14 protein-coding genes and 1 pseudogene are annotated in these 13157 nt (G+C 70.3%); 7 read left to right on the top strand and 8 right to left on the bottom strand.

Annotated features, from left to right (window positions below; all coding sequences use genetic code 11):
• The first annotated feature begins 32 nt into the window (after positions 1 to 32).
• The 5 genes from groL (at position 33) to ACFYZJ_RS26405 (ending at position 5909) form a co-directional block, all read left to right on the top strand.
• Positions 33 to 1658: a chaperonin GroEL gene (gene groL / locus ACFYZJ_RS26425; RefSeq protein WP_388571858.1), complete on the top strand. Its 1626-nt coding sequence runs from the start codon at positions 33 to 35 to the stop codon at positions 1656 to 1658.
• 210 nt (positions 1659 to 1868) lie between these two features.
• Positions 1869 to 2993, top strand: coding sequence for an NADH:flavin oxidoreductase (locus ACFYZJ_RS26420; RefSeq protein WP_388571856.1), 1125 nt, complete (start codon positions 1869 to 1871; stop codon positions 2991 to 2993).
• Between the two features lie 202 nt (positions 2994 to 3195).
• Entirely contained in the window at positions 3196 to 3993 is a 798-nt protein-coding gene (locus ACFYZJ_RS26415; protein WP_388571854.1) for an alpha/beta fold hydrolase, read from the top strand.
• 43 nt (positions 3994 to 4036) lie between these two features.
• Positions 4037 to 5182, top strand: a complete 1146-nt coding sequence (locus ACFYZJ_RS26410) for an aromatic acid exporter family protein (protein WP_388571853.1) — start codon at positions 4037 to 4039, stop codon at positions 5180 to 5182.
• Between the two features lie 85 nt (positions 5183 to 5267).
• Positions 5268 to 5909: a DedA family protein gene (locus ACFYZJ_RS26405; protein ID WP_388571851.1), complete on the top strand. Its 642-nt coding sequence runs from the start codon at positions 5268 to 5270 to the stop codon at positions 5907 to 5909.
• Between the two features lie 37 nt (positions 5910 to 5946).
• Here the strand turns inward: ACFYZJ_RS26405 and ACFYZJ_RS26400 are convergent, their stop codons facing one another.
• The 7 genes and pseudogenes from ACFYZJ_RS26400 to ACFYZJ_RS26370 all read right to left on the bottom strand — a co-directional run bounded on the left by ACFYZJ_RS26400 (position 5947) and on the right by ACFYZJ_RS26370 (position 10989).
• On the bottom strand, positions 5947 to 6516 hold the full coding sequence (locus ACFYZJ_RS26400; protein WP_388571850.1) for a Uma2 family endonuclease: 570 nt from the start codon (positions 6514 to 6516) through the stop codon (positions 5947 to 5949).
• Between the two features lie 59 nt (positions 6517 to 6575).
• Positions 6576 to 7405, bottom strand: a pseudogene (locus ACFYZJ_RS26395) (hypothetical protein).
• Positions 7406 to 7885: 480 nt separating this feature from the next.
• Positions 7886 to 8119, bottom strand: a complete 234-nt coding sequence (locus ACFYZJ_RS26390) for a hypothetical protein (protein WP_388571849.1) — start codon at positions 8117 to 8119, stop codon at positions 7886 to 7888.
• Positions 8119 to 9417 carry a WXG100 family type VII secretion target gene (locus ACFYZJ_RS26385; RefSeq protein WP_388571848.1) on the bottom strand — a complete coding sequence of 433 codons (1299 nt, stop codon included), beginning with the start codon at positions 9415 to 9417 and terminating at the stop codon, positions 8119 to 8121. Before ACFYZJ_RS26385 ends, ACFYZJ_RS26390 begins: the two co-directional genes overlap by 1 nt.
• Positions 9414 to 9752, bottom strand: a complete 339-nt coding sequence (locus ACFYZJ_RS26380) for a WXG100 family type VII secretion target (RefSeq protein ID WP_388571847.1) — start codon at positions 9750 to 9752, stop codon at positions 9414 to 9416. Before ACFYZJ_RS26380 ends, ACFYZJ_RS26385 begins: the two co-directional genes overlap by 4 nt.
• 207 nt (positions 9753 to 9959) lie before the next feature.
• Complete coding sequence (locus tag ACFYZJ_RS26375; protein ID WP_388571845.1) at positions 9960 to 10166, bottom strand: DUF397 domain-containing protein; 207 nt, start codon at positions 10164 to 10166, stop codon at positions 9960 to 9962.
• Complete coding sequence (locus ACFYZJ_RS26370) at positions 10150 to 10989, bottom strand: Scr1 family TA system antitoxin-like transcriptional regulator (RefSeq protein WP_388571843.1); 840 nt, start codon at positions 10987 to 10989, stop codon at positions 10150 to 10152. Before ACFYZJ_RS26370 ends, ACFYZJ_RS26375 begins: the two co-directional genes overlap by 17 nt.
• 117 nt (positions 10990 to 11106) lie before the next feature.
• Here ACFYZJ_RS26370 and ACFYZJ_RS26365 point away from each other — a divergent pair, with 117 nt between their 5' ends.
• Both ACFYZJ_RS26365 and ACFYZJ_RS26360 read left to right on the top strand, forming a co-directional pair.
• The gene (locus tag ACFYZJ_RS26365) at positions 11107 to 11352 is read left to right on the top strand and encodes a hypothetical protein (protein ID WP_388571841.1); all 246 of its coding nucleotides are present in this window, start codon (positions 11107 to 11109) and stop codon (positions 11350 to 11352) included.
• Positions 11353 to 11494: 142 nt separating this feature from the next.
• A complete protein-coding gene (locus tag ACFYZJ_RS26360) occupies positions 11495 to 12010 on the top strand; it encodes a DUF6624 domain-containing protein (protein WP_388571839.1) in 516 nt (171 codons plus the stop codon).
• Between the two features lie 19 nt (positions 12011 to 12029).
• Here the strand turns inward: ACFYZJ_RS26360 and ACFYZJ_RS26355 are convergent.
• Positions 12030 to 13157, bottom strand: a 1128-nt coding sequence (locus ACFYZJ_RS26355; RefSeq protein ID WP_388571837.1) for a PTS transporter subunit EIIC, incomplete at its 5' end; no start/stop codon positions are given.

The raw sequence follows: 13157 nt of genomic DNA, 5'->3' as shown, positions 1-13157 counted from the left end.
AATCACCCCCAGTCCTGGAGGGACCACTTCACATGGCCAAGATCATCGCGTTCGACGAGGAGGCGCGGCGCGGCCTCGAGCGCGGCATGAACCAGCTCGCGGACGCCGTCAAGGTGACCCTCGGCCCCAAGGGCCGCAACGTCGTCCTCGAGAAGAAGTGGGGCGCCCCCACGATCACCAACGACGGCGTCTCCATCGCCAAGGAGATCGAGCTCGAGGACCCGTACGAGAAGATCGGCGCCGAGCTGGTCAAGGAAGTCGCCAAGAAGACGGACGACGTCGCCGGTGACGGTACGACCACCGCGACCGTGCTCGCCCAGGCGCTGGTCCGCGAGGGCTTGCGCAACGTGGCCGCCGGTGCCAACCCGATGGCCCTGAAGCGCGGCATCGAGAAGGCCGTCGAGGCCGTCTCCGCCTCGCTGCTCGAGCAGGCCAAGGACGTCGAGACCAAGGAGCAGATCGCTTCCACGGCCTCCATCTCCGCCGCCGACACCCAGATCGGCGAGCTCATCGCCGAGGCCATGGACAAGGTCGGCAAGGAAGGCGTCATCACCGTCGAGGAGTCGCAGACCTTCGGTCTCGAGCTGGAGCTCACCGAGGGCATGCGCTTCGACAAGGGCTACATCTCGGCGTACTTCGCCACCGACATGGAGCGTATGGAGGCCGTCCTCGACGACCCGTACATCCTGATCGCCAACTCCAAGATCTCCTCGGTCAAGGACCTGCTCCCGCTCCTGGAGAAGGTCATGCAGTCCGGCAAGCCGCTGCTGATCATCGCCGAGGACGTCGAGGGCGAGGCCCTGTCGACCCTGGTCGTCAACAAGATCCGCGGCACCTTCAAGTCCGTCGCCGTCAAGGCCCCGGGCTTCGGCGACCGCCGCAAGGCCATGCTCGGCGACATCGCCATCCTCACGGGCGGCGAGGTCATCTCCGAGGAGGTCGGCCTCAAGCTGGAGAACGCGACCCTGGACCTCCTGGGCCGCGCCCGCAAGGTCGTCATCACCAAGGACGAGACCACCATCGTCGACGGCGCCGGCTCCGCCGACCAGGTCTCCGGCCGCGTCAACCAGATCCGCGCCGAGATCGAGAACAGCGACTCCGACTACGACCGCGAGAAGCTGCAGGAGCGCCTGGCGAAGCTGGCCGGCGGCGTGGCCGTCATCAAGGCCGGTGCCGCCACGGAGGTCGAGCTCAAGGAGCGCAAGCACCGCATCGAGGACGCCGTCCGCAACGCGAAGGCGGCCGTCGAGGAGGGCATCGTCGCCGGTGGTGGCGTGGCCCTGGTCCAGGCGGCGCAGAACTCCTTCGAGAAGCTGGACCTCGAGGGCGACGAGGCCGTCGGCGCCGAGATCGTCCGCAAGGCCCTGACCGCCCCGCTGACCCAGATCGCCGTCAACGCCGGCCTCGAGGGCGGCGTCGTGGTGGAGAAGGTCCGCAACCTCACCCCGGGCCACGGCCTGAACGCCGCGACCGGTGAGTACGTGGACATGATCGCCGAGGGCATCATCGACCCGGCGAAGGTGACCCGTTCCGCGCTGCAGAACGCCGCCTCCATCGCCGCGCTGTTCCTCACCACCGAGGCCGTCATCGCCGACAAGCCGGAGAAGGCCGCCGCGCCCGCCGGTGGCGGCATGCCGGGCGGTGACATGGACTTCTGATCCCTCCGAGGATCGGTACCAGTCCTTTCGTACGAGGGCGGCACTCCCTGTCTGTGGCAGGGGGTGCCGCCCTCGGGCGTGTCCGGGACCACACGGGCGTTCCGGCCGACCGGGAATGTGGGGCAGCGCATAGGCCGTTGCTTCAGAACCTGCAACAATGCGCACGCACATACCAGCCGGTCAACACCGTCCCTCACGAGGAGCCCCTACGTGACCGTCACGACGCCCGCCTCCCGCGCCGCCCAGCTGCTGTCCCGCCCGATCCCGCTCAACGGCCTCACCGTCCCGAACCGGATCGTGATGGCGCCGATGACCCGCATGTTCTCCCCGGGCGGCATCCCCGGCGAGGACGTGCGCTCCTACTACGCCCGCCGCGCCGCCGCGGGCGTCGGACTGATCGTCACCGAGGGCACCTACGTGGGCCACGAGTCGGCCGGCCAGAGCGACCGCGTCCCGCGCTTCCACGGCGAGGAGCAGCTCGCGGGCTGGGCCAGGGTCGCCGAGGAGGTGCACGCCGCCGGTGGCACGATCGTCCCGCAGCTGTGGCACATCGGCATGGTCCGCAAGCAGGGCGAGCCCCCCTTCGCCGACGCCCCGGCCGTCGGCCCCTCCGGTCTCGTCACCGCGGGCGCCGAGCCGACCGGCAAGGCGATGACCCAGCAGGACCTGGACGACGTCATCGACGCGTTCGCCCGGGCCGCCGCGGACGCCGAGCGCATCGGCTTCGACGGCGTGGAGATCCACGGCGCCCACGGCTACCTCGTCGACCAGTTCCTGTGGGCGGGCACCAACCGCCGCACGGACGCGTACGGCGGCGACCCGGTGGCCCGCACCAAGTTCGCGGCCGAGATCGTCGCGGCGGTCCGTGAGCGGGTGTCCCCCGAGTTCCCCGTGCTCTTCCGCTACTCGCAGTGGAAGCAGCAGGACTACACCGCCCGGCTCGCCGAGACCCCCGAGGAACTGGAGGCGATCCTCACCCCGCTCGCGGCGGCGGGCGTGGACGCCTTCCACGCCTCCACGCGCCGCTACTGGCTGCCCGAGTTCGAGGGCTCCGACCTCAACCTCGCGGGCTGGACGAAGAAGCTGACCGGCAAGCCGACGATCACGGTGGGTTCGGTGGGCCTGGACGGCGACTTCCTCCGCGCGTTCCAGGGCGAGGGCGCCCCGGTCAAGACCCTCGACAACCTCCTGGACCGCCTGGAGTCGGAGGAGTTCGACCTGGTGGCGGTGGGCCGGGCGCTGCTCCAGGACCCGGAGTGGGCGGAGAAGGTCCTTCAGGGCCGCTTCGAGGAGCTGAGCGCGTACGACGCGAAGGCGCTGAAGACCCTGCACTGACGGACGAGGATGCAGACCCTCGCCCGGCGCGGCGGACGGGTGCGCGCCCCCCTCGCCCTTCAAGGACGCGGGGGGCGCACCCATGCCCGCCTCCGCCGCGCCATCGCTCGTCATGCTGTAGAGGCGTCCCAACGACCGTGAGAATCCAGTCAGTTGACGCCGGGCCGGAATGCCGTTCGCGGTGCGCACGTTGGTACTGATCATGACTCTGCGCTGCACGCTTCCGAACGGCACCGATCTCGCCTACGAGTCGACGGGCGAGGGCCCGCTCGCCGTGTACGCCCACGGCCTGCTGCTGAGCCGGCAGGCCGAGGCGGACCTGGGCCTGTTCGGCTGGGGAGCGGTCGAAGCCCTGCCCGGCCGCCGTTTCGTGCGTTACGACGCCCGTGGGCACGGCGAGTCGGGTGACCGCCCGCACGCCGACGACTACACCTACCCGCGGTTCGCCGACGACCTGCTGGCGTTGATGGACCACCTGGACGGCGGGCGGCGGCCCGTGACGGGCATGGGCGACTCGCTGGGCTGCGCCACCGTGCTGACCGCGGCGGTGCGCGCACCCGAACGGTTCGACCGCCTGGTGCTCATGATCCCGCCGACCGCGTGGGAGACCAGGCCCGCCCAGGCGGAGCTGTACCGCGCCCTCGCCGACATCACGGACAAGGAAGGCGTGGAGGGCTTCGCGGCGGCTCTGGCGGGCGCGCCGGTTCCGGAGGCCCTCGTCGGCGCGCCGGGCTACCCGCCGCGGTCGCTCGGGGCGCACCCCGAGACGCTACCTGCGCTGCTGCGCGGAGCTGCGGCTTCCGATCTGCCCGCCCGGGAGGAGATCGCCCGTCTCACCCAGCCCGCGCTGGTCCTCACCTGGAGCGGTGACCAGGGACACCCGGTCTCCACGGCGGAGCAACTCGCCGAGCTGCTGCCCGACGCCCGGTTGCACGTTTCCCACGACCCCACCGACATCGCGACCTGGGACGAACGCATCGCGGAGTTCCTGCGGGGATAGATCCGCGCGCATTCATCCCGAGCCCCGTGGCACCTGGGTTGCCATGAGCAGGAAGCGAACGGTGACGCAGCAGGTGTGGGGTCAGGCGCAGGCGGCCGGAGGGGCGGTACGGCGGGCCTGGGAGGAACCCGGCCGGGAGCGGGACATCGTCGTCCAGGCCCTGAAGGCGGCACTGGCCGCCTGGGTGGCCTGGGCCGTGGCGGGCTGGTGGCTGAAGGCGCCGGTGGCCTTCGTGGCGCCCTGGGTGGCGGTCGTCCTGGTGGAGTCGACCGTGTACCGGTCGATCGCGCACGGGCTGCAGCAGCTGGCGGCGATCGCCACCGGCACGGTCGTGGCGACGGCGGCGGCCCTTGTGCTGGACAGCACGATGACCGCCATGGCGGTGGTGCTGCCCACGGTGGTCCTGCTGGGCCACTGGCAGCGCCTGGGCAGCCAGGGCGTCTACGCGGCCACCGGCGCCCTGTTCGTCCTGACCAACGGGCAGGTCACCGTCGCCACCTCGGCAGCCCGGATCGCCGAGGCGGTCTTCGGCGCCCTGGTCGGGATCACCGTCAACGCGCTGATCCGGCCCCCGGTGTACCTGCGCGACAGCCGGGCGGCCCTCCAGGACGCCGCCGGGGAGGCCCACGACATCCTCGAAGCGGTGGCCGACGGGATGGCGGAGGACCGCTGGGACGCCGACGAGGCCGTCGGCTGGCACGAACGCGCGCTGCGCCTGGAACGCCTGGTGGACCAGGCCCGCTCCGCGATCGGCTGGAGCCGGGAGAGCATGCGCATCAACCTCCGCCGCCGCTCGCGCGCCCACTCCGTGCCGGGCAAGGACTACGACGACGCGGTCGTCGTCCTGGACTACGCGGCCGTGCACACCGCCGGCGTCACCCGGGCGGTCCTGGAGGCCGCGTCCGAGGACCGCCCGGCGGCCCGGCCGGCCCCCTCCGTCGCCCGCCGCTACGCGGACTTCCTGCACCGGACCGCGCAGGCGCTCCAGTACTACTGCCAAAGCCGCTTCGGCACCGAGGACGACCACGAGCTGCGCCAAGCCGTGCGCAAGCTGCGCGACACGCACGACGAACTGCGCCGGCACCTGACCCGCTCGGTACCGGACGACCCCAACGAGGTCGCCACCTACGGCACCCTGCTGACCCAGGCGCGCCGCCTGGTCGACCAACTCGTCGCCACGGAGCCCTGAGGACCGCCTGCCCGGGATGCGCGGGCGTGCAGGACCATGGAAACCGGTGCCGACAGCTCATGCCCAGCCGCACGGGAGACCGCCGATGACACAGCCCCCGCTTCCCGGAGTCCTGGCCGACGTCGCCCCGATCCTGGACCACTGGGGCTACCTGGCGGTCGCCGGCCTGGTGTTCATCGAGGACTTCGGCGTGCCCGTGCCCGGCGAGACGATCCTGATCGTCGCCGCCGTGTACGCGGGCGCGGGCCGGCTGAACATCGTCCTGGTGGCGTTGATCGCCTTCTTCGCCGCCGTGCTCGGCGACAACGTCGGCTACGCCATCGGTCGCTTCGGCGGCCACCGGCTCGTCGAGCGCTACGGCCGCTACGTCCTGCTCACCCCGGCCCGCGTGCAGAAGGCGGAAGGCTTCTTCACCAGGCACGGCGGCAAGGTTGTCACCGTGGCCCGGTTCATCGAGGGCCTGCGCCAGGCGAACGGCGTCATCGCCGGCCTGGCCGGAATGCGCTGGCGCCGCTTCCTGGCCTTCAACGCCCTGGGCGCGGCCCTGTGGGTCGGCGCCTGGGTCACGTTCGGCGGCCTGGCCGGGGCCCACCTGAACACGCTCTACCCGGCGATCCAGCGCTACGAGCTGTATGTGCTGATCGCCTTGGCGGTGCTGATCCTGGTCCTCATCGGCCGCCACGTGTACCGGCGGCGCCGCGACGCGCAGCGGCAGCCGGACCGGTGAGGAGGCGGGCCGGGTCGCCCATGGGCATGGTTCGTGATCAGTCGGCGTAGTCCTTCAGCCCCTCGGGGTCCAGGGTGAAACCGACGGGGTCGGGAAGGTCGACCTGGGAGCCCCACGGATAGGACGGAGCCTGCAGATAACGGCCGTCCTTCGGCTCGCTGAAGACGGTGACCGTGTGGGTGTCGCGGTCGATGAGTAGGTACACGGGGATGTCGGCCGCCTTGAAGTGCCCTCGGCGTGCGAGGGTACCGCCCGTGCGGGCGCGGCCCTTGCGGTATGCCTCGGCCTTGACACCGGACTCCGGGTAGAGGCGGAGGTCAGAGCGATACTGCATGCACTGTTCCATCAGCCAGACGAAGATCTCGCGGTGATTGCCGTCCGGCATCGCCTTGACCACTACCTTTCCGTTGACGTACTCCAGCCGCACGGTTTCCGGAGCCACGGCGGCCAGTTCCTCGAACTCGTCGACGTCGAGCGGGCCGTGCCGGACGCACAGCTTTCCGCCGAGGAACTCCAGCCTGTTCCGCAGCTTCCTCGGAGCCCTGCGGACCAGTTCCTCGAAGTCCTCGACCGACATCTGCGGGCGTTCTTCGGTGTCAGGGGTCATGGCGTCGCCTCCTTCCCTCCATCGTGCCCCGGGGTGGTGTCGGCGGACCGTGGGAGCCGTCATGCGGGTGTTCTTTCATGCCGTCGAAGCGCCATCTCGCTGCGGGTCTCCGCCGCGTGGGCACGGACCGTCGGGGCGGGTAGGGGCGCTTTGGGGCGAGCAGGCGCGTGCCCGTCCCGACATACGCCGCAGAGGCCGCCCGGCAGCGCTTCCGGGCGTCCCGGGATTCCGCACTCCGCGCATTCGAGGAGACGGAGAGGACGGGCTGCGGACTCCGGTGGCAGCGGCTGGGGCGGGAGCTTGTCGGTCAGGCGCCTGCGGACCAGGGCCGCCGGGTGGTGGACCGGGGAGGGCAGGCCGGCGGTCAGGGCACGGAGTACGGCCTCGTCCGTCGCCCCCCGGGCGAACCACTCCGCCACGAGCGGGGCGAGGGACGCGCAGTCGGCCTGGGAGAGCGACAGGGCGGGGGCCGTACGGCCGAGGCGGCGAGGAGGACGTGGGCGCGGGAGCGGGTCGGCCGCGGCACGTCCGGTCGCGGCTCCTTCGGAACGTCGCCCCGGACGAAGGCCGCCCACCAGTCGTCGTCCTGTGCCGTACGGGAGAACCACGATCGGGTGATCCAGCGGAACTCGCCGGAGTCCGCCTCCAGGCGTTCCCGGCCCCGGCGTAAGTGCCCTGCCCGGTGGCGGTTGTTGAGGGCGGTGCGGAGCGCGCACTGGCCGTACGGGAGGTGTCTGGCCAGCGTCTTCACGGAGATGTCGGCGCCGTCGGGCAGGCGGTCGATGTAAGTCGCGATGGCGGCTTCACGGGGCGGGAGGTGGGCGAAGTCGTGGTTGGCGCGGGGACGTTGGTCAGGGGCGGAGCGCTTGCCGTAGCCCGGATTGGCCATGGGGTGCGGGAGGGCGTGCGTGGACGGGCGGGCAGCACTAAGCTTGGCATCAGCCATCGGATCGAGTCGCTTTCGATCTCGTAGGTCAAGCCCCCGCAGGTGTTGGTAGCACCGGGCGGGGGCTGTTCGTTATGCGGGCACGCTAGAGCCTGGTCACCGCGCGTGGCAAGTCGAATGCGTCAAGTCAACACGCAGGGTGGGAGGGTGGGTTGAGGCCCTCCACCCGTTCCCTGGAAAAGGGCTCGAAGCGCGGGACTTGAGCTTCGGGGCGCGCAGATCGAGGCTGGGATCGCTGGGGCGTTGCTGCGTCAGCACGCGCCGGTGCGCAATCGGTCAGTGATGGTGCCCGGGATGTCGGTGAGCCACTGACGCAGCGAAATACCCTCAGGCGGGGGCTCGTTTCCAACTCGTCCTCGACGGGCGCTCCTACTCCGTGTCGTGACGGTCAGGACGTGAGCCACGCGTGGCGGCAGTGAGCCGTCAGCTGACGCTCATGCCCCGTTCTGGCCACTGGCTTCGTTCCTCGAACAAGGAGTTGATCTTCCGTGATGCCTTGAGGAATGTGTAGTCGGCGTTGCCGTCGTCGGATGTCGAGGTGCGGCTGGCCGTGTCCATCGTGAGCGTACGGTCCATCTCCGCGGGATCCTCGCCGAAGGAGTAGCGGATGGAGCCCGGCCGCTCGGACAACTTCTTGAAGTAGACCAGGGACGCCATTACCACTCGCTCTCGAAGTCTTCCCGCTTGTTGAGCGGAACCTTGCTCTGCCAATTGTAGTTTTGATTGGCTACCCGATGCGCTTCCTGGTAGGTCGCACCTGGGTGCGTGCGCAGGTACTCGAGCTCGGTGAGTTCGTGTTCGAGCAGCACATGGTCCTCGGGCAGAGCGTTGCCGGAACGAAGGCGGATCCAGGCATCGGCGATCTCGGCGTCGGCGTCGAACTTGCGCATGACGACCTGGCCGGTTTCGTAGTCCTCGATCGGGTGCTCCGTGTCGAAGACGTGCTTCTTGACGGCAGAGATCTCTTCCTCGGTGAAGCCTGTCGTCCCGTTCGCGCGGCGCACACCTGCGGTGTTACGGCTGATGGCGGCGATGTCGCGGGAGTCCCGCCGGAAGTCGTCGTACGCAGCTTCAGCCCACTTCGTCTGCGCCGGATCGTCGAGGATGTCACGTGGGCGCCGCCGGGCGCCGGTGAGCCACTCGTCGCTGCTTCGTGTCACCGGCAGGATGGGAGCAGCCTCGTACGGCGTGCCAGCCACGGCTGTTCGAGATCCGGCTAGATCGATGCTTATACCATCGAAAAGGCCGGATACCCCTCCGGCCCGAGCAGCCTGATAGGTGGCCCCGGCCTCGCCCAGCAGGCCGCCGGTGAGTGCGCCGTAGAGGCCGGCCTGGCGGGCCTCGTCGAGGTTGATGCCGGTCTTCTGCTCGCCCAGGGCGATGGCGGTGGGCTGGGCGACGGCGAGGTCCACGGTGATGGATTCCACCCCGCCGAACGCGGCCGTGGCCAGTGTCGTGCCGGCGATCGCGGCGACCTCCTCGCTCACCGCCACACCCAGGGAGGCGGCGAGTTCGGTCACGCCCGCCGCCGCGGCCGCCGCGGCGCCCTCGGAGATGCCGGCGGTGAAGAACGCCAGGGCGGTGCCTGCGACGAGAGTCGCGCCGACGATCTCCAGTTCGTGTTCGAGGTGCTTCTTCGCGCCGTGCACCGCATCGGCGTAGGAGTCCAGTGCCTTGGCCATGTCCCGGGCCGCATCGGCGAGGTCCTTCAGCCAGCCGCGGCCGCCGTCGTAGTAGCGGCGCCAGAACGCGTCGAAGGCGTCGATCGACTCGCCCTTGTTGTCCTCGATCAGTGCGCGGGCGGCCTTGTTCGCGGTCGCGGTGATGTCGTCGACGTCGTCGGCGAAGGACCGCCATGCCCGGGCCGCGTCCCGCAGTCCGTCCTCGTCGGCGGCGGGCCACCACATGCCCGTCAGGTCCTGGACGACCTTGCGGGCCTTGTCCGCGACACTCACGTGCCGTCGCCCGTGGTGTGGCGGCCGAACATGCCGCGGATGCGTTCCTCGTTGTCGATGTGCTTGTCGGCCATGTCGACCAGGCCCGCGTGGATGCTGGCCAGGCCGTCGACGAGGATCTGCGCGGAGTGTTCGATCCGCGTGAGGTGTGGGGCGTAGGCGGTGTGGAACTTCTGCCCCTGCTCGTCGTCGCCCCACGGGGCGCCCGCCGCGGCCAGGCCCTGCTTCAGCGTGGTCAGTGCGTGTGCGAGGGCAATGCTTTCGCGGTGGAAGGCGGGTGCCGCCGACTTGATGTCGTCGACCTTGATGTCGAGTATCTCGTCCTTGCCGCCCATGAGTTGGCGTCTTCCCCCTCCGTCGACTGCCCGGGCATTCGACCCTAGCCACCGGTCGTCAGCTCCTGACAGCGTGTCAGGTAAAGCTGGAGCAAATATCCGACCGGTGGACGTGAGTTCGCTCACGGACCAGTTTTATGCGGGGTGTTGAGTAGGCTTCGCGCCGGTCGCACATCGTGTTGTACCTGACCCGACCGGAACCTGGCCCTAGTCGTGCCTGACGCTTTCGACGAACGCCGCCCAGGTCTCCGCCCGGAACACGAGCTTCGGGCCGTGGGGGTTCTTGGAGTCGCGGACGGGGATGAGGGCGGGGAAGTCGTGGGTCACTTCCAGGCAGTTGTCGCCGCTGCCACCGCTGTAGCTGGACTTGTGCCAGGTGGCCGTGCTCATGTCGTAGTCAGAGTTGCGCCTCATGGGCGTAATCCTGCGCCATCGTCTCGATCAGGGCCAGGGACTTCCCAGGCGACTGCGCCGAGGCCGTGAGGAACTCGCAGTAGAGCCTGTACTCCGAGACGGTGGCGGGGTCGTCCTCCAGCCGTCCGGTACCGACACCCTCCAGGTAGACCAGCGGAGGCGCGTCGTCGAAGTCCATCAGCTTCACGCAGCCCTGCATCGCCGGATGCGCCCCCGCGTCGAACCGAAGCACTTGGACGATGACCCGGCTCCGGATCGCCAGATCAGCGATGTGACGCAACGCCTCCGCCATGACGTTGGGCCCGCCCGTCACGCGGCGTAGTGCCGCTTCGTCAATCACGGCCCACAACATGGGCTCTGTTGGATCGTCGAGGATGCGGGCGCGCGCAATTCGGTCCCTCACCAACTCCTCGATCTTCTCCTCGGCCGCTGTCGGTTGGTAGGCGCGGCATACGGCCCGTGCATAGGCGGACGTCTGGAGCAACCCCGGGATCAGCATCGATGCGTACTCTCTGATCGCCGTGGCCCTCGCCTCCGCCTCCGCCGCCTCCGCGAAGTGCTCCGGATACTTCGACTTGGCCGCCGCCAGGCAGTTCCGCGTGAAGAAGTCCTCCGTCCCCAGGACCTCGTCCAGCATCCGCGCGTACTCCGGCTGCATCCGTCGCGTCCCCGCCTCCAGCTGCCCGATGAACGAGCCGCTCACGAACAGCCGCCCGCCCAGTTCCTCCTGGCTCAGGCCGGCCTTCTCGCGGGCGTGCCGCAGCTCGGCGCCCAGCAGGGCCCGGGGCGATGACGACGGGTCGAGGTCCTTCGGTCCTGGCATGGGCTGCTTCCTGTCGCACAGGTCGGGTTGTTGGGTGCCGTGTATGGCCAGGTTAGGCGCGGGTCGGACACGCTGGGTGGCGAATCGGAAACTCAGCGTGGAAGGGGAGTGGCATTCGTGCGGTCCACTGAAGAGGTCGTCGAGGCGTTGCGGGTCGCTCTGGCGCGTGTCGATGTCGTACTGCCGTCGTTGGGCGTCGATCCGGTGACCGGCGCGAGCGACGAGCGGTTCGCCCTTGTGGAGTTGGGGCGCTGCAACCTGCGGACGGCCCAGCACCTGACGGACGTCCTGCGGGCGATGCCGACGGGGGAGGAGCTGAGGGCGCGGGTGCGGCGGCTCAACCGGGACTCTCGGGTGCCGTGAACCGGTAGATCCAGTATCCCAGCGCTCGACGGGCCCTGTCACCGTTCTCCGGAATGATCTTTGTGTGCCGTATGCGGCTTTAAGGTGGTCGCGCATCACGGACCCGCATCACGTATCCACCTGGCTCACAAGGGAGTTGAGAGTGACCCACGACGTCGCCGCGCTGGCGGAGGAACTCGTGACCATGGCCGAAGCCGACCACCGGGCCGCCGCCCGGGCGAACAGCGACGACCCCGCCGAGCAGCTGGCGTGGCGCCGGCTGACCGCGCGGCACGGGGACCGGCTGGCTGCGATCATGGATGAGTTCGGCTGGCCGACAGCGGATGTCGTCGGCGCGGACGCCGCTCGTGCGGCCTGGCTGATCGCCCAGCACGCGGACCGTCAGCTCGATGTCCAGCGCCGTGCGCTGCGGCTGATGGAGCAGGCGGTGGCGGCCGGGACGGCCCGTCCGCGCGAGTTGGCGTTCCTGCGCGACCGGACGCTGGTCAACGAGGGGCGCAAGCAGGTCTACGGCACCCAGATCGCCGGTGTGGGGGCGGACGGTTCGCCGATCCCGTGGCCCTGCGAGGAGCCCGAGCGAGTGGACGACCTGCGTGCCGAGGTCGGCATCGAGCCCTTCGCCGAGTACGTCGCCAGGTTCGCGCCGAGTTCCGCCTGATCGGCTCCGCGCCGACCGGTCACGTCCGCCGCGCGAAGCCGAACGCGTACGTCGCCACGAAGCCCACCAGGTAGCCGGTCAGCAGGCCCCCCGCATAGATCGCCGCCGTCACCCCCGGCCCTCTGTTCCCCGCCAGCAACGGAAACAGCGCCCAGCCGGACGGGCCGATCGCTGTCGCGCCGACCTTGTAACCGAGCATCGCGAAGAAGCCCACGAACGCTCCGCCCGCCGCACCGCCCACGCACGCCGTGAGGAACGGGCGGCCGAGCGGTAGCGAGACGCCGTAGATCAGGGGCTCGCCCACGCCCAGCAGGCCCGCCGGGAGGGCGGACTTGATCGTCGTGCGGAGGGAGCGGTCGTGGCGGAGGCGGACGTAGACCGCCAGGGCCGCGCCCACCTGGCCCGCGCCCGCCATCGCCAGGAGGGGGAGCAGGACCGTGGAGCCCTGCTGTTCGATGAGGGTGGTGTGGATCGGGATCAGCGCTTGGTGCAGGCCCAGCATCACCAGGGGGAGGAACAGGCCGCCGAGGACCAGGCCCGCTGCCGCGCCCGTGGTCGACAGGAGCCAGTTCGCCGCCGCTCCGATGGCGCTCGCCGCCGCCCCGGCCGCGTACATCAGGACGTAGAGCGTCACCAGGCCGGGGAGCAGGACCGTGAGCGTGGGGGTCAGCAGGACGTCCAGGGTGGGCGGGACCCAGGTGCGGCACCACTTCTCGACGTATGTCGCCAGCAGCGCCGCGGCCAGGGCGCCCAGCACCCCGCCCTGGCCGGGGGCGAGTGCCGTCCCGAGCACCGTGACCTTGGCGACCCCCGGGTGGACCACGACCGCCGCCACCGCGCCGCCCAGCACCGGTGTACCGCCGAACTCCTTGGCCGTGTTGTGGCCCACGAAGACCGCGATCAGGGCCATGAAGCCGGAGGAGAGGGTGGTGAGGGCGGGGGTGAGGGACGGCAGCAGGCGCAGGTTCAGGAGCAGGCCCGTCACGCCCGCGATGACGCCGCAGCCGATGAGGGCCGGGATCAGCGGCACGAAGACGTTCGCCACGCGGCGCAGGAGGATCTTGCCGGGGGTGGCGTTGCGCCGGCGCTGGGCCTCCTTCAACGCGGCTCCCCGGGAAGCCGGTTCCCCAGCCGACGCGGCTTCCCG

Origin of the sequence: Streptomyces sp. NPDC001848 (assembly GCF_042891915.1) — a bacterium.
Lineage (GTDB): Bacteria > Actinomycetota > Actinomycetes > Streptomycetales > Streptomycetaceae > Streptomyces.
The sequence above is the reverse complement of the archived record's forward strand: the minus strand, read 5'-3'. Positions and strand labels throughout refer to the sequence as shown.